The organism is Aeromicrobium sp. PE09-221 (assembly GCF_002174305.1).
Classification (GTDB): Bacteria; Actinomycetota; Actinomycetes; order Propionibacteriales; family Nocardioidaceae; genus Aeromicrobium.
The window spans coordinates 150,329-169,979 of the sequence record NZ_MIJB01000032.1 but is presented as its reverse complement, the minus strand read 5'-3'; the positions used below and the strand labels follow the sequence as shown (position 1 = coordinate 169,979).

The 19,651-nt window shown below is 65.8% G+C and carries 16 protein-coding genes; 9 read left to right on the top strand and 7 right to left on the bottom strand.

The features are described 5' to 3' along the window. Positions 1-329 precede the first annotated feature (329 nt). Positions 330-1,292, top strand: coding sequence for a LysR family transcriptional regulator (locus BHE97_RS17655; protein ID WP_087625348.1), 963 nt, complete (start codon positions 330-332; stop codon positions 1,290-1,292). Here the strand turns inward: BHE97_RS17655 and BHE97_RS17650 are convergent. Together BHE97_RS17650 and BHE97_RS17645 are read right to left on the bottom strand one after the other, a co-directional pair. Next, on the bottom strand, positions 1,179-2,090 hold the full coding sequence (locus tag BHE97_RS17650; RefSeq protein ID WP_170931489.1) for a LysR family transcriptional regulator: 912 nt from the start codon (positions 2,088-2,090) through the stop codon (positions 1,179-1,181). The two genes, BHE97_RS17655 and BHE97_RS17650, sit on opposite strands and share 114 nt — an antisense overlap. A 103-nt stretch (positions 2,091-2,193) precedes the next feature. Next, a complete protein-coding gene (locus BHE97_RS17645) occupies positions 2,194-3,078 on the bottom strand; it encodes a polysaccharide deacetylase family protein (RefSeq protein WP_170931488.1) in 885 nt (294 codons plus the stop codon). A 523-nt stretch (positions 3,079-3,601) separates the two neighbouring features. Here BHE97_RS17645 and dctP point away from each other — a divergent pair. The 5 genes from dctP (at position 3,602) to BHE97_RS17620 (ending at position 9,067) form a co-directional block, all read left to right on the top strand. Further along, a complete protein-coding gene (gene dctP, locus BHE97_RS17640) occupies positions 3,602-4,627 on the top strand; it encodes a TRAP transporter substrate-binding protein DctP (RefSeq protein WP_170931487.1) in 1,026 nt (341 codons plus the stop codon). A 67-nt stretch (positions 4,628-4,694) separates the two neighbouring features. Then, positions 4,695-5,225: a TRAP transporter small permease gene (locus tag BHE97_RS17635; protein ID WP_087625344.1), complete on the top strand. Its 531-nt coding sequence runs from the start codon at positions 4,695-4,697 to the stop codon at positions 5,223-5,225. Positions 5,226-5,228: 3 nt separating this feature from the next. Next, positions 5,229-6,500: a TRAP transporter large permease gene (locus BHE97_RS17630; RefSeq protein ID WP_087625343.1), complete on the top strand. Its 1,272-nt coding sequence runs from the start codon at positions 5,229-5,231 to the stop codon at positions 6,498-6,500. Between the two features lie 58 nt (positions 6,501-6,558). Beyond that, the gene (locus tag BHE97_RS17625) at positions 6,559-7,407 is read left to right on the top strand and encodes an enoyl-CoA hydratase (RefSeq protein ID WP_087625342.1); all 849 of its coding nucleotides are present in this window, start codon (positions 6,559-6,561) and stop codon (positions 7,405-7,407) included. Between the two features lie 61 nt (positions 7,408-7,468). Beyond that, the gene (locus BHE97_RS17620; RefSeq protein ID WP_140400246.1) at positions 7,469-9,067 is read left to right on the top strand and encodes a class I adenylate-forming enzyme family protein; all 1,599 of its coding nucleotides are present in this window, start codon (positions 7,469-7,471) and stop codon (positions 9,065-9,067) included. A 34-nt stretch (positions 9,068-9,101) separates the two neighbouring features. Here the strand turns inward: BHE97_RS17620 and BHE97_RS17615 are convergent, their stop codons facing one another. The 4 genes from BHE97_RS17615 to BHE97_RS17600 all read right to left on the bottom strand — a co-directional run bounded on the left by BHE97_RS17615 (position 9,102) and on the right by BHE97_RS17600 (position 13,471). Then, the gene (locus BHE97_RS17615; RefSeq protein WP_087625340.1) at positions 9,102-9,986 is read right to left on the bottom strand and encodes a CoA ester lyase; all 885 of its coding nucleotides are present in this window, start codon (positions 9,984-9,986) and stop codon (positions 9,102-9,104) included. Then, a complete protein-coding gene (locus BHE97_RS17610; protein ID WP_087625339.1) occupies positions 9,983-11,203 on the bottom strand; it encodes a CoA transferase in 1,221 nt (406 codons plus the stop codon). The genes BHE97_RS17615 and BHE97_RS17610 overlap by 4 nt, the downstream gene beginning before the upstream one ends. A gap of 205 nt (positions 11,204-11,408) precedes the next feature. Beyond that, entirely contained in the window at positions 11,409-11,618 is a 210-nt protein-coding gene (locus tag BHE97_RS17605; protein ID WP_087625338.1) for a hypothetical protein, read from the bottom strand. 206 nt (positions 11,619-11,824) lie between these two features. After that, positions 11,825-13,471, bottom strand: coding sequence for a FumA C-terminus/TtdB family hydratase beta subunit (locus BHE97_RS17600; protein ID WP_087625337.1), 1,647 nt, complete (start codon positions 13,469-13,471; stop codon positions 11,825-11,827). 70 nt (positions 13,472-13,541) lie between these two features. Here BHE97_RS17600 and BHE97_RS17595 point away from each other — a divergent pair, with 70 nt between their 5' ends. Both BHE97_RS17595 and BHE97_RS17590 read left to right on the top strand, forming a co-directional pair. Then, a complete protein-coding gene (locus BHE97_RS17595) occupies positions 13,542-14,741 on the top strand; it encodes a CaiB/BaiF CoA-transferase family protein (RefSeq protein WP_087625336.1) in 1,200 nt (399 codons plus the stop codon). Positions 14,742-14,798: 57 nt separating this feature from the next. After that, the gene (locus BHE97_RS17590) at positions 14,799-15,482 is read left to right on the top strand and encodes a GntR family transcriptional regulator (protein ID WP_087625335.1); all 684 of its coding nucleotides are present in this window, start codon (positions 14,799-14,801) and stop codon (positions 15,480-15,482) included. Positions 15,483-15,730: 248 nt separating this feature from the next. Here BHE97_RS17590 and BHE97_RS17585 read toward each other — a convergent pair whose 3' ends face one another. Further along, a complete protein-coding gene (locus BHE97_RS17585; RefSeq protein WP_087625334.1) occupies positions 15,731-18,376 on the bottom strand; it encodes a LuxR C-terminal-related transcriptional regulator in 2,646 nt (881 codons plus the stop codon). Between the two features lie 321 nt (positions 18,377-18,697). On the opposite strand from BHE97_RS17585, the gene BHE97_RS17580 reads away from it, so the two are divergent. Continuing rightward, positions 18,698-19,645: a VOC family protein gene (locus BHE97_RS17580; protein ID WP_087625333.1), complete on the top strand. Its 948-nt coding sequence runs from the start codon at positions 18,698-18,700 to the stop codon at positions 19,643-19,645. Positions 19,646-19,651: the final 6 nt, after the last annotated feature.

The window sequence follows — 19,651 nt, the reverse complement described above, 5'->3', positions numbered from 1 at the left end:
AAAGTCTCTACGGAGGTCCACCATTGAAGAGTCGGGACATCGGCGGCAGATGAGGTCGTTTGATGTGAGACGGTTAGGGACGAGAGTTCGGCCATCGGCCGGGCTCTTGTTGTGTATTGCGCAGTGAACTGCGCCTCTCCAACCGCTCCCGCTGAGTGTCTGGCGGTGGTGGCGTTACGATGAAGGGTCGATATCGCCACCCGTGGAGGTCCGAACGTGCGACACAGGCCAGGCGGGGGCTAAGGAATCGACGCCTTCTCCGCGGAGGCTGGTGGGGGCGTGGCTTCGTCGTCGGTGAGCCGACATCATCGTCACAGTGAGGATTTCCGGTGGACCCTCGACATCTTGAGTACTTCGTCAGCATCGCGGAGCACGGCAGCGTGCGCGCGGCGGCGCTGGCTCTCGGCGTTTCTCAGTCGGCGGTGTCCCAGGGCTTGCATGCCTTGGAACATGAGCTCTCCAGCGACCTGTTCAATCGGACTGCGACGGGCATGGTGCCCACTCCTGCCGCTCGCGCGATCATCGGTCCGGCCAGACGGCTGAGACGACGAATGATGCAGCTTTCGTCTGCCGTCAGTGACTCGTCGAGGTCTCAGGGGCTGGTGGAGTTCTCCGTGACCCCCTCGATGGCGTTCGGGGCGCTGGCTCGTGCGGTGGCCCGTTTCAAACGTCTCAATCCCGGTGTGACTTTCAACATCGCCGAGGTCCCCTCCGAGGCTGACGGTGTCGGGCACGTCGCGAACGGAAGCTACGAGATCTTCTTAGCTCATCTCGCGGGTGACGTCGTGGCGCAGATCGACCGGATCTCCGACCTCGAGACTGTCCATCTCGGGTGGCACGAGACCTGGGTCGCCTACCCTCCGGAGACGCGGCTCGATCGAGACTGTGAGGCGATGCGGTGGGAGGATCTTCCCGATCTCCCGATGATCGTGGTCCAACGGGGCGGTGTGAGGGTCCAGGTGATCGAGGACATGGTGCGGAGCATCGGCAGGCCGACCATGCCCTCCTTGGTTCTGGAGCATCGGGAGGCGCGACTGGCCTATGTCATGCGCGGCCTCGGGGGATGCTTCATCGAAGGACCGCTCATTGAGGAGGCTCGTCGTCGAGGAGCGGTGATCGCCCGGCTGGAACCGCCTCTGAGAACGCCTTTGGGGCTGGTCTACTCCCGGTCCACGGTCTCACCCATCGCCCGGGAGTTCATCGCGACCTGCGTTCGCGTTTTCGATGAGTCGGACGAAGAGAGTGGCGGCGGGACTGATCGATCCTCGACGGACGATCAGATGCTCGGTTAGCGTCAATTCCGGCTCGAACTTCCAGTACGGGACGCCGTCCAACTCCGTCCTCACCAGGGCCTCCGGCAGCAACGCGCAACCGACGCCCAATGCCACGAGGTCCCACACGGCGCGCCAACTGCCGCAGCGCACCGCGACGCGCGCCGGAGGCCGGCTGAGCGAGTCACGAACCAGACGTTCCATCGCTCCGTTCATCGGGCCGGTGATCAAGGGCACGGCATCGATAGCCTCGAAGGGCAGTCTCCTCCCGCGGCCATAAGGCCAGTCGTCACCTGGGAAGCCCGCCAGGACGACCCTGCGATCGCCGATGCGGCGACTGACCGTGCCGGCAGCCGAGGTCTCCCCGTCGGCGAGCCCGACCTCGCACTGGCCCGAGCGCACGAGATCCGCGACCCGCTCTGGCGACTCCGCATTGACCAGTTTCACCAGGACACCGGGCGCGGTGACGCTGAGCTCTTTGATGACATCGGCCATCGGATGGATGACCAGACTCTGGGCGACGGCGATGCGAAGCGAGCCGGCTCTGAGAGTGGATACTGACGTCAGCCTGTCGCGGATCGCTCGGGTGTCGGCGAGGATCTCCTCGGCCAGATCGAGAATCCGTCGCCCTGCGGGGAGCAATGTCGCTCCCTGTGGGCTCCGATCCAGCAGGAGCGCGCCTAGGGAGGTCTCGAGCCTGTTGATGCTCCGAGAGACGGTCGGTTGACTGACGCCCAGCTCTGCGGCGGCGGCCGAGAAGCTGCCATACTGTACGACGGCAACGAAATGGACGAGCAATTTGAAGTCAACACTGGACACGCCGCATTCTAGGCCCGGTTCTTCGAACCGGCCCCCGGCCACGGGTCTCACCTGACCTCCCTCGGCATCGTCTCGGTTCAAGCCGAGGGAACGGTGGGCCGGCTCAGTGGCTTTTGCGCCAGTCGAACTGCGCGGCATCGACCTTGCCACCAAGGGCTGCCGCGGCCTGCTGTCGCATGCCGCCGAAGACGGTGTCGTAGTCCATGCCATCGATGGGACTCATGGCGTCCACCTCGAGCAGGACGTCCGTCGGTGGAACGCCATCGAACTCGTGTCCGAGTGCCTCGCTCCACTTCTGGGTGGCATTTCGGAACATCGGTGTCGAGATGGGTGGAGGGTAGGCATTGACGGGATCCGTCATCGCCTCCTCGAGCGATACGAACTCCACACCGCACTCCAGGAGCCGACCAAGGTAGCGGCTCAAGGCTTCAGCTGTGATGGCTGAGCCGTGCGCGAGTCCGATGAGAGGGACCTCTCTGTCGAATACTCTCGTGAGCTGCTGGCGATGGAGTTGATATTGGTGGACGCCCGTCTCGACGTAGAGGTCGACGAGCTTGCTGCGATCGGCGTCGTTCCCCAAGGTGACGGCTCTGGTGTGCGGCAGAATGAACTGTGCGTCGTAGAACCAGTAGGTGGCAGGTGCAGTCATATAGCCGCTGCTTACAAGGAATCGCAGCACCGCGTCCGTCTTCTCCCGCGGGTCGCCCCACATGTCCATCGGGAACCGGAAGTACTTGCGGGGAGCCTGCTCGAGCCATGGGGACAGGAACCGCTCCGAGCGACGCACGTCCTCGATGAACGCGTCGGGGTCGGCCCAGTTCAGGCTCGCGTGCGCGTGCCCGTGGTTGCCGATGTGGTGACCGGCATCGGTCCACATCTCGTGTGCACGCGCGAGGCTGGGATCGTCCTCTAGCGGTGCTGTGCTGGAGAACAGATAGACGCCCTCGATGCCATGCGTCTCGAAGGCGTGCAGGATACTCTCTGTCACCGATAAGGCGTCGAATCCTGGCGGAAAAGGAACGCCGCGCCACAAGAATATGTCGTCGATCGAAAACGCCATCTTCTGTGGTGCTGAATTTCCGGGACCGGTCATGGTCGACTCCGTTCGTCATGCGCGCGCGAGGTGCTCGCGGTGGACTCTCCAAATTCCACCAAGCGGCGACGCACGCCGCGAGATGTACAGGAAGTAGGATGCCACGCTCGCGCGGATAATTGGTTCCAGTGACGCTATTTCGTCATACGTTCGGCTTATCGACTGAATAAGCGCGCGTTCCTGGACTGCGTATGCATCGGCGTGGTTGCATGAGACCGCTTCACGTGATCCGGGTCACTCGACAGGGTCGCTTGGAGGGATCCGCTGCACCGGGAACCACTTCAGCTCCGGGACGGAGCAGGGAGGGTCATGGACCCCGCTAACGGCCGGAGGCTCCGGCTGGACGGCGGCTCTCGGGCCCCACGGATCACTGGGAGAACTACTGGGCAGCCTTCGCTGCGCATCGACAGGAGACATGATGAGGCTGAGACTGATCGCTGGAACGACACTTGGCGCCCTGGCATTCGCACTGGGAGGTTGTGCGATTCCGGGCGAGGACGGCGACGGCGGCGTCACGACACTCACCTTGGCGACCGGCATCCCGGCGGAGCACATGTTCTCGACTGATCACGTCGAGCCGTTCATCGAGGCCGTCGAGTCCGGGACCGATGGGTCCATCGAGATCGACTATTTTCCAGCAGGTCAGCTCGGTGACACCGCGGATGCCCACACACTCGTGGCCGACGGTGTCGCCGACATCGCGTACTTCGTCGTCGGCTTCGACCCCGGAAGGACACCGATCTCAGCGTCCCTCTTCGGGATGCCGGGCACCTTCGCCACTGCCGAGCAGGGATCGCAGGCCTACCACCAGATCAGTCAGCAAGAGCCGACGCTGTCCAGCGATTTCCTCGACCACGGGGTGCGGCCGCTCTTCGCCATGGCGACTCCGCCCACCGAGCTCTACACGAAGGGCGCCGAGATCAACAGCCCCGAGGACCTGAAGGGCATGCGGGTGCGTACTGCCGGCGGCACGGCGAGCGAGTACTTGTCTCACGTCGGAGCCAACCCGATCCAGTTGACCTCCTCGGAACTGTACGGAGCCCTCGACACCGGGGTCATCGACGCCGTGGCTGTCGATCCGACCAACCTCAGGGGTTACGGGCTCGCCGAGCTGACGGCATTCGCCACGCTCGACAGTGGGCTCGGCGGAGCCGGCTTCGGCTTCATCATCAACGACGACGTCTACGCCGCACTCGGCGACGATGAGAAGGACGTGCTCACGAAAGCCTCCGAGGAACTGCTCAAGGGGTACGCGAAAGCCCAGACGCAGGCGGTCGCCGAGATCGTGGAACAGGACCTCGCGAAAGCCACCGTGCGCCGGATGGAAGGTGCGGATCGTCAGGCGTGGACCGAGAGTTTCGAAGAGTTCAATGCCACGTACCTTGAAGCTCAGAGCGCCGACTTCCGAGAGGTCTATGAGGCGTTCCGCGAGGCAGCGCAGTGACGCGGACGGCTGAACGAGCCCAACGGCTGGGCCGACGTCGACCACTGCGACGCGAACGGAGCCTACGGTGATCGACAATCTCGACCGAGCGGTGCGGACGATCGAGCGTCAGGCCGCCCGGGTGGCCGCGGCTGCTCTGTTCGTCATGATGGTCCTCGTCCTCATCGACACCGGATCGCGGTACTTCCTCTCATCGAGCGTTCCGGGTGCCTACCAGTTCGCTGGCGAGTATCTCCTCATCGCCGTGGTGTACCTGAGCCTCGCACACACGCAGCGAGGAGGGGGACACGCACAACTGGATGCTCTCGCCTCCTGGTTGGTCGGTCGGCGAGGGCTGGCGGCTCGATGGCTCACCCACATTCCTGCCGCGTACATGCTGAGCATTCTGATGCGCGCGAACTGGGATCGTGCCCTTGAAGCGTGGGCCTCGAACGCTACCTCATCTGGTCAGCTGCGCTACCCGCTGGCACCGGGGTACATGCTCGTGTGCGTCGGCACCGGGCTGCTCATCCTCACCTTGCTGCTTCAGCTCCGACCCGGTCCCCGCGCTGGTCTCGGCGTGCCGGCGTCGCAGCTCGACCCCGTGAAGGGGGCATGATCCGTGCTCGTCGCTGTACTCATCATCCTCTTCCTGGGGATCCTGCTCCTGCGCCTGCCTATTGGTTTGTCGATGCTGTTGGTCGGCGGGATAGGCATCATCTTGATCAGTGGCCCGGACACTCTCGTCGGCGTGCTGTCGTCGACCGCCTACCGGAGCATCAGCAATCCCACGTACATCGCCATTCCGTTGTTCATCCTCATGGCGATGTTCCTCTCGGAGAGCCGGGTAGCCGACGAGCTCTTCGACACCATCGAGAAGTGGGTGGGTCGTATCCCCGGAGGCTCGGGCGTCACGACCGTGGTCGCCAGCGCCGGTTTCGGAGCTTTGTCGGGGTCGAGTGTCGCAGCGACGTCAGTGATGGCACGTGTTGCCGTCCCGGCGATGGTCCGCGGGAACTACTCCCCGGCGCAGGCCTCGGGCCTGGTGGCCACCACGACGGGCACCCTCGCTGCCCTCATCCCTCCCAGCATCCCGTTGATCCTCTACGGCGTGCAGACGGAGACTTCGGTAGGAGCGCTGCTTATCGCCGGGATCGTCCCGGGCCTGCTCATCGCCGGCTTGATCATCCTCGTGGTGGTCGGCATGAACCTGAGGAGCCCGAACAAGGCGACGGCTGGGCTGGTCGACTGGGGAGACCGGTTGCGCAGCACCCGGGTGCTCGTCGGCCCTCTGGCACTGATCGCCCTCATCGTCGGCGTCATCTACGGCGGTGTAGCCACAGCGACCGAGGCATCGGCCTTCGGGGCCGCGGGCGCGCTGCTCCTCGGCCTGGCCATGCGTCGGTTGGATCGACCCGCCATCGGACGCGCGCTCGAGTCGACCGTGTCCGCGACGTCGATGGTCTTCCTGATCCTCATCGGCACGTACGTGTTCACTCACTTCGTCACTGTCTCCGGCGTGGGACGGGAGTTGGTGACGGTCGTCGAGCAGAGTGCGCTCTCGACGCTGGGGGTGATTCTCCTGCTGTGTGGCTTCTACTTGGTGCTCGGACTGTTCCTGGACCTCATCGGTTCGATGCTCCTGACCTTGCCGGTGGTCTTTCCGCTGATCGTGGCGCTCGAGCTCGACCCCGTGTGGTTCGGTGTGCTCCTCGTGCTTCTGCTGGAGATCGGCCTCGTCACCCCGCCTATTGGTCTGAACCTGTTCATCGTCAGCAAGCACTCCGGTGTTCCGATCAAACAGGTGGTCATCGGAAGCCTTCCGTTCATCGCGGTACTCCTTCTCTCCGTGGGACTTCTTGTCGCCTTCCCGTGGCTGACAGATCTGATATAGCCGATCGAACGATGATCGATAGTAATTCACGAAAGCGACCATAAGAAATGAGTTCACATTGAGCGTCAATTACGAGGTCAGCGCAGAGGGCATTGCCAGAATCACTCTGGATCGCGTTGAAAAGAGAAATGCTCAAGATACCGATCTGTTGTACTCGCTCAATGAGTGTTTCGATCGTGCAGCGCATGACGACGAAGTCAGGGTCATTGTCCTCAAGGCCAATGGCGCTCACTTCTCATCCGGGCACGACATGAATGAGCCGGACAAGATCGGGGCCATGTCCAGATGGGAGACCGTGGGGACGTGGTGTGGCTTCTCGTGCTCGGACATCGAGGCCCAGATGGGTCGAGAGCGTGAGATGTACCTTGGCTTCAGCGAGCGCTGGCGCAACATCCCGAAGCCGACCATCGCTCAGGTGCAGGGAGCGGTGGTGGCCGGTGGCCTCATGCTGGTGTGGCCCTGCGACATCATCATCGCGGGGGAGTCGGCGTACTTCCAGGACACGACCATCGACATGGCTGTGGCAGGGGCTGAGTTCTTCCACCACCCGTGGGAGGTCGGTGTGCGCAGAGCGAAGGAGATGCTCTTCACCGGCGAGCCCGTCACCGCACGTGAGGCGCTCGATCTCGGCATGGTCACCCGCGTGGTCGCGGACGACGAGCTGGCTGCGACCGTCCAGGAGCTCGCCTCTGTGATCGCCCGCAAGCCTCCTTTCGCGTTGAAGCTGGTGAAGCAGGCAGTCAATGCGGCTCAGGACGCGCAAGGTCGCCCAGCGGCGCTGGAGACCAGCTTCGCGCTGCACCAGCTCAGTCATGCCGAGAATCTCCTGAAGCACGGAAGACTCGTCGACCCGCAGTTCTTCACCGGATCCAGGTCCGGCCTCAAGCCGTCTGCTCCCGCACCGTGAACGCGATCGAGTGCCGAGGGACCACGGGCCAGCCATCGATCGAAGCACGGAGCCGACGTTGTTGACGCAATCAGACTTTCCATGGACACAAACTCTCGAGACCACGGTCTTCGAGCTCGCCGAGTGGTCCTTCGCCGAGCACGGTTCCCGTGCCGCGCTCCGGGACGTTTCCGGGAGCGTGAGCTACGAGGCGTTGGGCGATCTCGTGTCCGAGGCTGCAGCGTCGCTGGCGCGCAACGGAATGGGGGCGGGCTCTCGCGTCGCGGTCGCGATGGCGAACAGCCGGTGGCTCGTCGCTGCCTACTACGCGCTTCAGTCCCTGGGAGCCACGGTGGTCCCGACCGACCCGGGCATGGTCGAGGAAGAGGTGCGGCGCAGGTGTTCCCGCTACGGCGTCGACATGCTGCTGTCGGACATCCGAGATCGCTCGGTGGAGGCGGTGTCCTTCGATGAGCACGTAGAGCAGAGAGTGCTTCGTGAGGGTTCGTCGGAAGTAAGGCCGGCCGACTCGTGGGCTCCAGCCGATGCCTTGGCCCACCTGGTCTTCACCGGTGGCACGTCGGGCATGCCCAAGGCGGTACGCGTCACGAACGATAACGTCGTCGGCAACGTGAGGCAGATGCTGATCTGGCGCTGTGGTGCCGATATCGTCCGGCATGCCGATGGGCTCCGCGTGGAACGTCTCGATTCGATCGCATCTCCGCTGGTGCAGACCAGCGGCGGAACGACGATTCTCGTGAGCCCCTTGTACCATGCGCATGCATTGGTGAATCTCACCTTCTTCCTGGTCTCCGGGCACACGGTCGTTTTCCTCGATCGGTTCAAGCCGAACACCATGCTCGATCTCATCGACGAATGGGACGCGACGTACATCACGGGCAGCCCCGCCATGTTCAACGCATTGTGCGACGTGGCGGAGAAGGGGAACTGGGACCTCACCTCGATCCGGGTGCTGTCCTCGGGGGCAGGTCCTCTGAGTCCGAGTGTCCACGTCCGCTGCGTAGAGCTGTTCCCACGGGCCAGGGTGGTGCAGGGCTACGGGCTGACGGAGTGCACCTGCCTGGTCGCGTCACCTCCGCTGGTCGAGGATGTCTCCGCCCCGATCGGTTCGGTGGGACTGCCAGTGGTGGGGACCGAAATCGAGGTTCGTACTCCTGCCGCGGAGCTTGCTGCGAGTGATTCAGGGGAGATCTGGGTTCGAGGACCGCAGGTCACGGCGGGGTATGAGGCCGTGGAGGAGGCCGAGGCGCTCGAGCAGTTCCGAGACGGATGGGTGCATACCGGTGACCTCGGTCGCTTCGACGACGAGGGATGGCTGTGGATCACCGGCCGTTCCAAGGACATCATCATCCGCAAGGGATACAACGTCTACCCGGCTGACCTCGAAGCACGACTCCAGGCCACCGGCGCGGTTCAGCAGGCCGCCGTCATCGGTGTCCCACACGAACGTGATGGTGAGGTACCGATCGGTTTCGTGACGCGTACTCACGGTTGCGCCATGTCGCTCGAGGACGTCAAGCTCCAGGTCAACGAAGACCTCCTGCCGTACCAGCGGATCGACCGGCTGGTCGAGGTCGCTGAGCTCCCGCTTTCCCCGGCGGGAAAGATCCGCAAAAGCGAGCTCCGTGAGCTATGGGCGGCAGATTCGACCGACACCTGAACCTGGCCCGCTCAGCCTTCCTCGCTGATAACGGTCAGGTGTCCTCGCCGGCTCTCCGCAGCAGTCGACGTGCCCGCTCCACGACGGGGAGGTCGACCATGGCTCCGTCGAGGGAGCAGGCTGAGCGGCCCTGCGCTTCCGCCCGGTCGAAAGCGTCGACGACCCTGCGGGCGTGACGCACCTTCTCCTCGTCCGGTCGAAAGCCTGTGGCGGCGATCTCGGCTTGCCGGGGGTGGATGCAGTAGGCGCCGACGTACCCGAAGGCTCGCGACATACGCACCGCGCGCGCGTAGGCCTCCAGGTCCCGGAAGTCGCTGAACGCGCCGATCAACCCGTACGGCCACACACCGCTGGCCGTCGCGGCGAGCAGCAGCTGCCCGTGTGCCCAGCGCAAGTCACCCTCCGGATCCTGAGGATCGACCCCCAGGTCAGTGCCGAAGTCCTCGACCCCGAGCATCATCGCCTGGGTCCGTTCGAGTGCTTCCGAGAGGCGCGGCGCGTCCAGCAGCCCGCGGGCCGACTCGATCTGCAGTTCCAGGCCGATCCGCTCCAGCGCACCGGACATCGACGCCTCGCGGGCGCGCAGGTACTCATCGAGCTCGTGCAACTGGTCGACGGACTCCGTCTTCGGCAGGACGATGCCGCGCACGCCGGCGTCCAGAGCCGCGTCGACGTCATCGAACAGCAGGTCCGGCTCATTGTTCGGACGCACCATGACGTGCTTGCCCTGGGCGGCCAGCGTCTCGGCCATCGTGCCGAGCGCGTCGCGGGCCCGTGCCTTCTGTTCGACAGGGACCGAATCCTCCAGGTCGAGGATGACGGCCGTCGCCGCCGAGCCGGCGGCCTTCGAGGCGAGGTCGGGACGGACGGCGGGCACGAACAGGTGGGCGGCGTGGACGACCGTGTGGGGCGGCGTCATCGCTGTCCCTTCATGCTGGGCGCGACATGGTCGTCGGCCAACTCGCGGGTGAGGTCGGCACGGTCGAGTCCGAGGTCGCTGGAGAGTACGTCGAGCGTGTGGCCTCCGACCTCGCGGGGGCCGGGAGCCGGAAGGCGGCAGCCGTGCACACCGAACCGTGGGAAGACGTTGGTCATCCGCAGGGTGCCCAAATGCTCGTCGTCGACGGCCGGGACTGAGTCGCGAGCGATCACCTGAGGATCGTCGAGCATCGAGCGGACCGTGGCGAGCGGACCCACGGCGCACCCCGCTGCTGTGAGCTGCTCGACCGCTTCGTCGCGAGTGCGCTCGCTGCACCACGCTGTGATGAGCGCGTCGAGCTCCGTCGCGTGCCGGACTCTCGCGAGGTTGTCGCTGAAACGAGGATCGTCGACGAGTCGCTGACCGCCGATCGTGCGCAGGAGGCGTTCCACGACCGAGGGAGTGCTACCGGACAGGGCCATCCAGGCGCCGTCTCCGCACCGGTAGGCGCCACGAGGAGCGACGGCCCCATAGGCGCTTCCAGCCGGGGCATCGTCCTTGTTCGCGTCGGAGTCGAGGATTCGCATCTCCAACAGCTTCAGGACCGCCTCGTAGATGGCGAGGTCGATGACGTCACCCATGCCGTCGCGGTCCTTGGCGCGCAGGGCTGAGAGGACGGCGGTCGCGCCAAGCTGTCCTGCCATGACGTCGGCCAGCGGAAAGTCGGGCAGCAGGGGCCGTCGGCCGTCAGCGGCCGGAGACGCCACGCCGGTCATCGCCTCGGCCAGCGTGCCGAAGCCGGCACGGTCCGCGTACGGCCCGTCCTGGCCGTACGCGGTGACCCGTAGCACCACGAGTCCCGGGTGGGAGGTCAGAAGCGCGTCGGGAGCCAGGCCCCAACGCTCGAGGGTGCCTGGGCGGAAGTTCTCCACCACGACATCGAAGTGGCGAACCCACGAGCGAACGAGCGCCTGCACCCGTGGCCGTCGCAGGTCCAGCGCGACGCTCTTCTTACCGCGACTCAGCGACTTCCAGTACAATCCCTCCCCGTCACGCTCGGCGCCGAACTGTCGCATCGGGTCGCCGGTCAACGGGTTCTCGACCTTGACGACGTCCGCGCCGTAGTCGGCGAGCACACTGGCCGTGAGGGGCCCGGCGATCATCGTGGACAGGTCGAGGACGCGGGTACCGGCCAGTGGGCCCTCGTGTGTGCTCATCGGGACTCCTTTTCGGCCTCGCGGTGTGCCAGCACTGCTGCGCACGAGCGCAGGATGTGTTCATTGGTCGCGAGCCGCGAGTGATCCGGCCTGCCGGCCCCCACCCCCGGAGTGAGCGGGCCGACGTTCTGCCACGGGTTGTTGGCGAGCGCGATGAGCCATCGGCTACCGGAGTGCTCCTCAAACGATGCCCCGATCCCGCGCCTCACGATGCTTCGGTGACCGCGCCGATCTTCAGCGCGAAGTCGAACTTCTCGCCCCCCGGTGGTATCTCGACCGCCTGGTCGCTCGAGCGCAGGGAACCGTGGTTGGCGAACGCCGGCGGGTCGCACCACGGTTGAAGCGGGAGGTCCGTCATGGCGCGAGCCGCGGGGGCGCTGTGCAGGTGATCGAGGAAGCCGACGGAGTCGCGCATGCTGGGTTTCCCAGTCCACCGGAAGCGCCGGCCGGAACTCGATGCTCGATTCCTCGGGGGACGCTGGCCACAGCGCTGCCGGCGCTGAATCGGTCCTCGTCGTGCTACTGATCTCGGTTCGTCCGACGCGCACGCAGGTTTCCTTTCCTCATATTGCACTCGAATGTCAATTGGTGCGCCGCAGGTCACCCTGTCAACGCCGGAGATCAGCGGGGTCTGCGTCCGATTGACAGCAGCGGTGGGGCCGCTTCGGCGAAGAAGTCATTGCCTCGGTCGTCGACGACCACGAACGCGGGGAAGTCGCGGACCTCGAGCAGCCACACCGCCTCCATGCCCAGCTCCTCGAAGTCCAGGACTCGGACAGAGGCGATGCAGTCCTGGGCGATTCGCGCCGCCGGCCCGCCGACTGTCCCAAGGTAGAATCCGCCGTGGCGTTTGCAGGCTCGCGCCACCTCCGGAGAGCGGTTGCCCTTCGCGAGCATCACGAGCGACCCGCCGGCGGCCTGGAACTCGTCCACGTAGCCGTCCATCCGACCCGCCGTGGTGGGGCCGAAGGAGCCCGAGACCATCCCCTCGGGGGTCTTTGCCGGACCGGCGTAGTAGACCGGATGGTTTCGCAGGTAGTCCGGCATCGTGCCGCCGTCGGCCAGGTGTCGGCGGATCTCGGCGTGCACGAGGTCACGGGCGACGACGAGCGGCCCGCTCAGTGAGAGGCGGGTGCCCACCGGGTGCGGGCGGATCTGCTCGCGGATCTCGTCCATCGAACGGTTCAGGTCAACCTCGACGACCTCCCCGCCGAGGGCCTCGGGCGTCGGTGCCGGCAGGAACTGGGCCGGGTCGTGCTCGAGCTGCTCGAGATGGACGCCCTCGGCGTCGATCCTCGCCAGGACCTGTCGGTCGGCCGAGCACGAGACGGCGATGGCGATCGGGCACGATCCCGCGTGCCGTGGCAGGCGGACTACGCGGACGTCGTGACAGAAGTACTTGCCGCCGAACTGGGCCCCCAGCCCGAGTTCGCGCGTGATGGCGAGGATATCCTCCTCGAGCTCGAGGTCACGAAAGCCCCGTCCGGTGCGGTCCCCGGTGGTCGGCAAGGTATCCAGGTAGCGCGCCGAGGCCAGCTTGGCCGTCTTCAGCGCGGACTCCGCCGAGGTTCCACCGACGACGACGGCCAAGTGGTACGGCGGGCAAGCGGCCGTCCCTAGCGAACCGATCTTCTCGGTCAGGAAGCGCAACAGGTCCGCGCGGTTGAGCACGGCCTTCGACTCCTGGAACAGGAAGCTCTTATTGGCGCTGCCGCCGCCCTTGGCCATGAACAAGAACTCGTAGGACGCGTCGCCCTCGGCGTGGATCTCGATCTGCGCGGGCAGGTTGGTGCCCGTGTTTCGCTCCTCGTACATCGTCAGTGGTGCGAGCTGAGAGTACCGGAGGTTCAACGATGCGAACGTTTGGTGGATGCCGCGGGAGATGTGCTCGTCATCGGCCCCGTCGGTCAGGATGTGACGGCCGCGCTTCGCCATGACGATGGCCGTCCCGGTGTCCTGGCACATCGGCAGCACGCCGCCGGACGAGACGGCGGCGTTGCGCAGCAGGTCCGTGGCGACGTAGCGGTCGTTGGGGCTCGCCTCGGGGTCGTCGAGGATCGATCGAAGCTGCTGCAGGTGCGAGCGGCGCAGGAAATGCGACATCTCCGCGAAGGCGTGCGCGGCCAGGCTCGTCAGCGTCTCCCCGGGCACCGTGAGGAAGGTGCGCCCCGCGGCTCGGGAGAGTTTCGGTCGGGGCATGTCGAGCGTGACGTACTCCGTCGTGTCCTCGCCGCGCGGCAGGAGCGGCGTGTGGACGAACTCGGTCATGGGGCCTCCCGGGTCTCGGCCTCCGCCCGTGAGGAGCGGCCGCGGCTGATAATGCATTATTCTTCTTATCATGCACAATACATCGTTCTCGTCCACGTCTCGCCCGCCCACCGTGGCACTCCCGCTCGACGGCGTCCTCGTGGTCTCCTGCGAGCAGGCAGTCGCCGCACCGTTCGCGACACGTCAGCTGGCGGACCTCGGCGCGCGGGTCATCAAAGTGGAGCGTCCCGGTCGCGGGGACTTCGCCCGCGACTACGACGAGACAGTACTCGGGCAGTCGAGTCACTTCGTCTGGCTGAACCGTTCCAAGGAGAGCATCGCCCTGGACCTGAAGGATCCGTCCGCGCTCCAGGTCATGCGCGCCCTCGTCGAACAGGCCGACGTGTTCGTGCAGAACCTCGCGCCTGGAGCGGCCGATCGGCTCGGGCTGAGCGCGGATGAGCTGCGCGCAGGTCACGACCGTCTCATCACCTGCTCCATCAACGGGTACGGGTCACGTGGCCCGATGCGCGACGCCAAGGCATATGACCTGCTGATCCAGGCCGAGGCGGGGCTCGTCTCCATCACCGGGACGCAGGCCGAGCCCGCCAAGTCCGGCATTCCCGTGGCGGATATCGGTGCTGGCATGTACGCCTTCTCTGGCATTCTCGCCGCTCTGTACGAGCGTGAGCGCACGGGCGTGGGCACGACACTGGAGGTGAGTCTGTTCGACGCGCTCGTCGAATGGATGGGCTATCCGCTCTACTACTCCTCGTACGGTGGCGAGGCGCCGCCCCGGACCGGTACCAGCCATGCGGCGATCGCCCCGTACGGGACGTTCGAGGCCGGCGACGGCACGAATGTCGTCCTGTCGGTGCAGAACGAGCGTGAGTGGCGCTCGTTCTGTCGCGGGGTGCTCCGCGCCCCCGAGATGGCCACAGACTCCCGGTTCGAGAGCGGCGCGGCACGGGTCCGGCATCGTGAAGAGTTGGACGCGTTGATCGTCGAACGATTCTCGACCGTGACTGGTCCCGAGCTCACCGGACGACTAGAAGAGGCCGGCATCGCTCATGCGCGGCTGCGCGATCTGCACGAGGTGGTCGAGCATCCGCAGCTGAGCAGTAGGGACCGCTGGCGTACGGTCGCGTCGCCGGCCGGCCCGGTGCGGGCGACGCTGCCACCCATCTCGTTCGCGGGTCATGAACCCCGGATGGATCCCATCCCCGACGTGGGCGAGCATGGAGCCGCGATTCTACAGGAGCTGGGGATCGCCCCCGCCGTACCCAGCTGACGACGAGGTGTGGCACGTGCAGCACGACGGGGCAGAAGCCTGACGAGGAGAGCGAAGATGCAGCACGACTCGACCGGAGTGACCAAGCGGGACCAGATCGCGGATGCCCTGCGCCGGCTCATCTTGGCCGGTGAGTACCCGCGCGGTGAGCGACTGCCCCAGGACGCGCTCGCCGAGCGGTTCGGCGTGAGTATCACCCCGGTGCGCGAAGCCCTGCAGGTCCTCCAGGCGGAGGGGCTCGTCATCTCCGAGCCCCGACGGGGGGTGCGGGTCCTTTCCGTCGACCCGGCGAGGGTGGCCGGCATCTACGTGATGCGACGACTCGCCGAACCGTACGCGATGAAGCGCGCCACCGTGCGGATCTCACGTCTGGAGCTGCGAGCAGCGGGTGACATCGCCGCCTCGATCGAGGCGGCGGCGAGGCTCGGAGATGCTGCGGAGGTCCGCAGACTCAACCGCGCCTTCCACTTCCACTTCTACGAACGGTGCGGCGTGCCGGCCTTGTCCGAGCACATCGCCTCGCTATGGTCGGCCTTCCCGTGGGACCTGCTGCTGGGGTCCGAGGAACGCATCGCCAGTTCCCACGAGGAGCACCGTGAGATTCTTGCGGCGGTGGAGTCGGGAGATCTGGAACGGGTGGATCGCGCGACCTGGGAGCACATCCACCGCGGCTACCTGGCGGTCTCGGCGGTGGTCGGTGACGTCGGGACGCCCGACCCGTTCGAGGTGGACGCGCTCTAACCGGAACCTGGTTCCGGATGGGTCAGGAAGCCGTCCGAGCCGATGGGTCGGTCACCACGCAGGCGGGGCAGCCATGTCGCGAGGGCGGCCACGGTCAGGACCAGACCCCAGGACAGCGTTGGGGAGCTCGCAGATCGGCCATATGCTGCACCTCACGCGAATGTCGGATATTCGGATGTGAGGCGACCAATGCTCTCGTCGCTCTGACGCGTCAGCCCCGGAAGGTCGTGGGCGCTGATGGGAGACGGCTACGCCTGGATGCCGAGAAGATTGAGTTCCACCGCGCGGGCGATCGCATCTTCACGGTTCGTCACCCCGAGCTTGCGGTACAGGCTCCGCAGCTGACTCTTCACCGTATTGGGGGAAACGATGAGACGCTCGGCGATCTGGGCCGGACCACCTCGGGTCAGTTCAGCGAGCACGATCCGCTCCCGCTCGGTCAAGGGCGTCGCCGGTGAAGGGTTGGGCATGACGATCGGTAGAGCGGTGTAGTCCTGGAGGGTCGCTTCGAGGGCAGGATCCTCCGTCGCCAGCGCGATCTCCTGCAGTCGTTGCCGGTCGAGGGCAGACAGAAACAGTCCGTGGTAACGCATACCAGCCGCTTCGCGCAGACTCGCTACCTTGCCGAGAAGTTCTCGAGCTGTTCCGTCGCGTCCGCAGCGTGCTGCCGCGGCGCTGGCGAACAACAGGGCAGACTTGCGCTCCCGCAGGCTCCCCCTCGCGTCGACGGTGAATCGCGCGAGCCGCTCAAAGGCGCTCTCTGCGCGACCGATCTGCATCTCATAGAGTGCCCGTGAGAGCACGAGCTCATCGACATCGGCCGGATGAGCGCGATGGATGGCCTCGACATCGGCGAGCCGGCCTGCGACGAGCAGGAGTACGGCGCGAACGTCGTCCACGCGTCGAGCGCTCGACGCCCACGCGGGGCCGAGGGGATGGTGCCTGAGTTCGAGTGCGATCCTGTCGGCTTCTTTGTTGGCTCTGCCCTGAGCTAGGCGGGCGAACATCAGCACCATGAGAGCCAATGCTCGGTACTCTTCTCCGCTGGGACTCTCGTGTACGGCGGCGGCGGCGACCTCTGCTTCACGGAATCGGCCTTCCTCCAGATGCAGAAGGCCTTGTCCGAGGTTCCACAGAGTCCCCAGCGCGGAGGATTCACCGTTCTCGAGGACCACCGGGTCGATCTGCCGCATCAGGCGACGAGCCCCCGTGATATCGCCATCGAGGATCTTCGCGACGACCGTGTTCAGTTGGTGGGGCCCGGCGGGGGCCGGAGGTTGCAGGCTCTTGGCCGCTTTCCCCGCAGCGGCGAAAGCCACCGTGGCCTGCCGGTAGTCGGTCTCGGAAAGCGAGCTGACGCCGAGCTGGGCGAGGAGAGTCGGCACGAGTCGTCCGAGGGGGAAATCCGCTGACGGCTCCAGATCGGCGTAGAGCTGCCAGGCCTCGCGCATCGCCCGGCGCGCGCGCTTCGTATCGCCGGTGACGCGACCGACCGAGCTCTCGATGCAGGCCAACAGGAAGGCGTCCAGTGGGTCGGCCCGGGGCCTGGAGAGGCGTGCCGCGAGGAGGGCCTGAGGAAACAGCATCCGCGCGTAGGCGGTACCTCGTCGCTCGGCGTCGACCATGAGCGCTAGGGCTATCGCCGCGATAGGACGTTCACGCAGGCAATCAGGCCGCTGGTGTGCCAGGAGTTCACGTACCTGGGGGGCCCATTCGGGTTCCGTGGCCGTAGGGAAGGAGGGCATGGCGAGCTCGAGAACGAGTTCCAGATCCCCTGTGGCCGTAGCGAGTGCGAGAGCCTCCACCGGCTGGTCATTTCGGTGCATCCAGCGTGCAGCGAGAGTGGCGACCCGGCGGGATGATTCCGGCTCCTCGATGCGTACGCCTTCGGCGACGCTTTCCCGCACGATGTCCGAGTAGCGGAATGCCGGCCGCCCGCCCGTGACCTCAGTCCACATCCCGAGTCCGTCGTCCGCGAACCGCGTCAGGATCCGCTCGCAGTGGTCTTCGCCGAGGCCGGTGATCTCACAGACCATGGAGACCGTGACGTAAGGGAGCAAGCTGCTGGATCGCAACACGGCTCGTGCATCCGGGCTGGAGGGAATCGACTCGATCTCCTTCCGAAGTGTGTCGTGCCATCGCTGCCTCAGCTGACTCCGGTCCCGCGGGTGGTCGCGAAGCCTTCTCGCCATCGCCACTGAGGCGCTCCGGATGGTGACCGCGTGGCCCTCGGCCAAGAGCGGGAGCATGAGCTCTTGTGCGTCCGCTGGGACGCCGTCTGCCGTCAGGAGCGCGGCGGTCTCCTCGGCGGTGAATGCCAACTGAGAGGGGCCTATGAGCGCCACGTCGACCGTTGCCGCGGTGCGGACCGAGGCGAGCAGGCCGGGGGATCGTGTGGCTACGACCACTTTGATGTCTGGCAAGGGCGCAAGGAAGGTGAGTATCGCCCGGCTGATCTCCTCGGAGGCGTCGCGCGCCTGTTCATGGGCATCGATGACCACGAGAAGTGGCTGGTGAATGGTTCGAAGAAGGCTGGAGAGCACCTCTCGCTCGCTGAGTGAAGCGAGATCCTCGACCCCGTGGGCGAGCTGGTCGACATCAACCAGATCGGAGTCGCTCGCTACCCGGAGAAGCTCCCTCCAGAAGGTGAACAATGCCGGCTCGGTAGCGGACAGATCGACCCAGAGGAGAGCCCAGTCGTCATTTCTCAGCGACACCCAGTCCGCCACCAACACGGTCTTCCCCGACCCGGCCGGTCCGTGGGCGACCGCCAATGGTTCCGGTCCGTCCAGTAGTTGGTGCAGTCGTGGCCGCGGGACCACGTTGCGGGGGATTCGGGGAACACCGGTACGCCTGCGACGAGCGATGGCCGGCTGCGTCTCATGTGTCGCCATCTGCTCCTCGCGGCTTCAGTCTACGGCGGCTGATGACGCCGAATCGGGCTGGCATTCCAGTGCCATGATACTCGGCCGCTCTGGCTCTCCTGTCTGAAGGTGGGGTCCGCGGGGGTGTGCTCCGGGGGTCCCGGGAAGCGGGGTGGGCTCATCTAGTTGAAGTATCAACTAGATGAGCTAGTATCGACCACAGGTCTCACCCTGTGCCGCGCAACCCGGCCGTCGAACGGAGCACCCGGGTCGACGGACGCGCGGTCGAGGCGTCCCGACGGACATCCCCTGCGGCCCACGTCGTCGCTTCTGAACTCGAAAGGTCCGACTATGCCCGAGACAACCGAAGAGGTCACCGAACGCCAGCTCTCGCCACGACTCGCCATGGATGCGGTCAGCCTGCGCGTCGGAGACCTCGAGACGATGAGCTCCTACTATGCCGATGCGCTCGCATTGGTGCCGATCGAAGAACGCGCGATTGGACGCGAGGTGCATCGGGTTCTCGGCCGAGGAGACGTTCCGATGGTCAGGCTGGTGCACACGCCCGGTCTCCCGGCGATCGATCCGCGCGAGGCCGGGCTCTTTCACACCGCCTTCCTCTTCGATGACGCCGCCAGTCTCGCGGCCACGGTCTATCGGGCCGCGAAGGATCCGCGGAGCAGGTTCACCGGGTCCAGTGATCATCTGGTGAGCGAAGCCTTCTACTTCACCGATCCCGAAGGCAATGGCATCGAACTCTACGTCGATCGCCCGCGTGAGGTCTGGAGCTATGACAACGGTCAGGTCCAGATGGACACGCTGTACCTCGACCCCCAGGCCTACCTTGCTGCCCATCTCGACGAGGACGTGTTGAGCTCGGTCGACCGGCAGTCGGGCAGGGTCGGCCATGTGCACCTGCAGGTAGGAGATGTCGCTCGTGCCCACGACTTCTACGTAGAGGCTCTCGGATTCGGTGCGACCGTGACGGGGTATCCGGGAGCGCTCTTCGCCTCGGCAGGCGGATATCACCATCACGTGGCGATGAACACGTGGAACAGCGCAGGTGCGGGCCCACGCGCCGCCGGGCTGGGCCTTGGCGATGTCGCCATCACACTGCCGGACCGGGAGGATCTCGATGCTCTGGTGGGCAGGCTGCGTCATCGCGGGATCGGATTCGCCGACACGGGACGGTCGGTCATCGTCGATGACCCATGGGGCACCCAGGTGACGCTCTCGGTACCGCAGGCGACCGCAGAGGAGCTGCTCAGTCGATCACTGCCCGACGGCGGACGAGGATGACGCGAC

What these genes read in the sequence shown, in the direction of transcription:
- dctP (WP_170931487.1), top strand. Translation starts at nt 3,602, where the DNA reads ATGAGGCTGAGACTGATCGCTGGAACGACACTTGGCGCCCTGGCATTC.
- BHE97_RS17615 (WP_087625340.1), bottom strand. Translation starts at nt 9,986, where the DNA reads ATGACGCCGCCCCACACGGTCGTCCACGCCGCCCACCTGTTCGTGCCC.
- BHE97_RS17610 (WP_087625339.1), bottom strand. Translation starts at nt 11,203, where the DNA reads ATGAGCACACACGAGGGCCCACTGGCCGGTACCCGCGTCCTCGACCTG.
- BHE97_RS17605 (WP_087625338.1), bottom strand. Translation starts at nt 11,618, where the DNA reads ATGCGCGACTCCGTCGGCTTCCTCGATCACCTGCACAGCGCCCCCGCG.
- BHE97_RS17600 (WP_087625337.1), bottom strand. Translation starts at nt 13,471, where the DNA reads ATGACCGAGTTCGTCCACACGCCGCTCCTGCCGCGCGGCGAGGACACG.
- BHE97_RS17595 (WP_087625336.1), top strand. Translation starts at nt 13,542, where the DNA reads ATGCACAATACATCGTTCTCGTCCACGTCTCGCCCGCCCACCGTGGCA.
- BHE97_RS17590 (WP_087625335.1), top strand. Translation starts at nt 14,799, where the DNA reads ATGCAGCACGACTCGACCGGAGTGACCAAGCGGGACCAGATCGCGGAT.
- BHE97_RS17585 (WP_087625334.1), bottom strand. Translation starts at nt 18,376, where the DNA reads ATGGCGACACATGAGACGCAGCCGGCCATCGCTCGTCGCAGGCGTACC.
- BHE97_RS17580 (WP_087625333.1), top strand. Translation starts at nt 18,698, where the DNA reads ATGCCCGAGACAACCGAAGAGGTCACCGAACGCCAGCTCTCGCCACGA.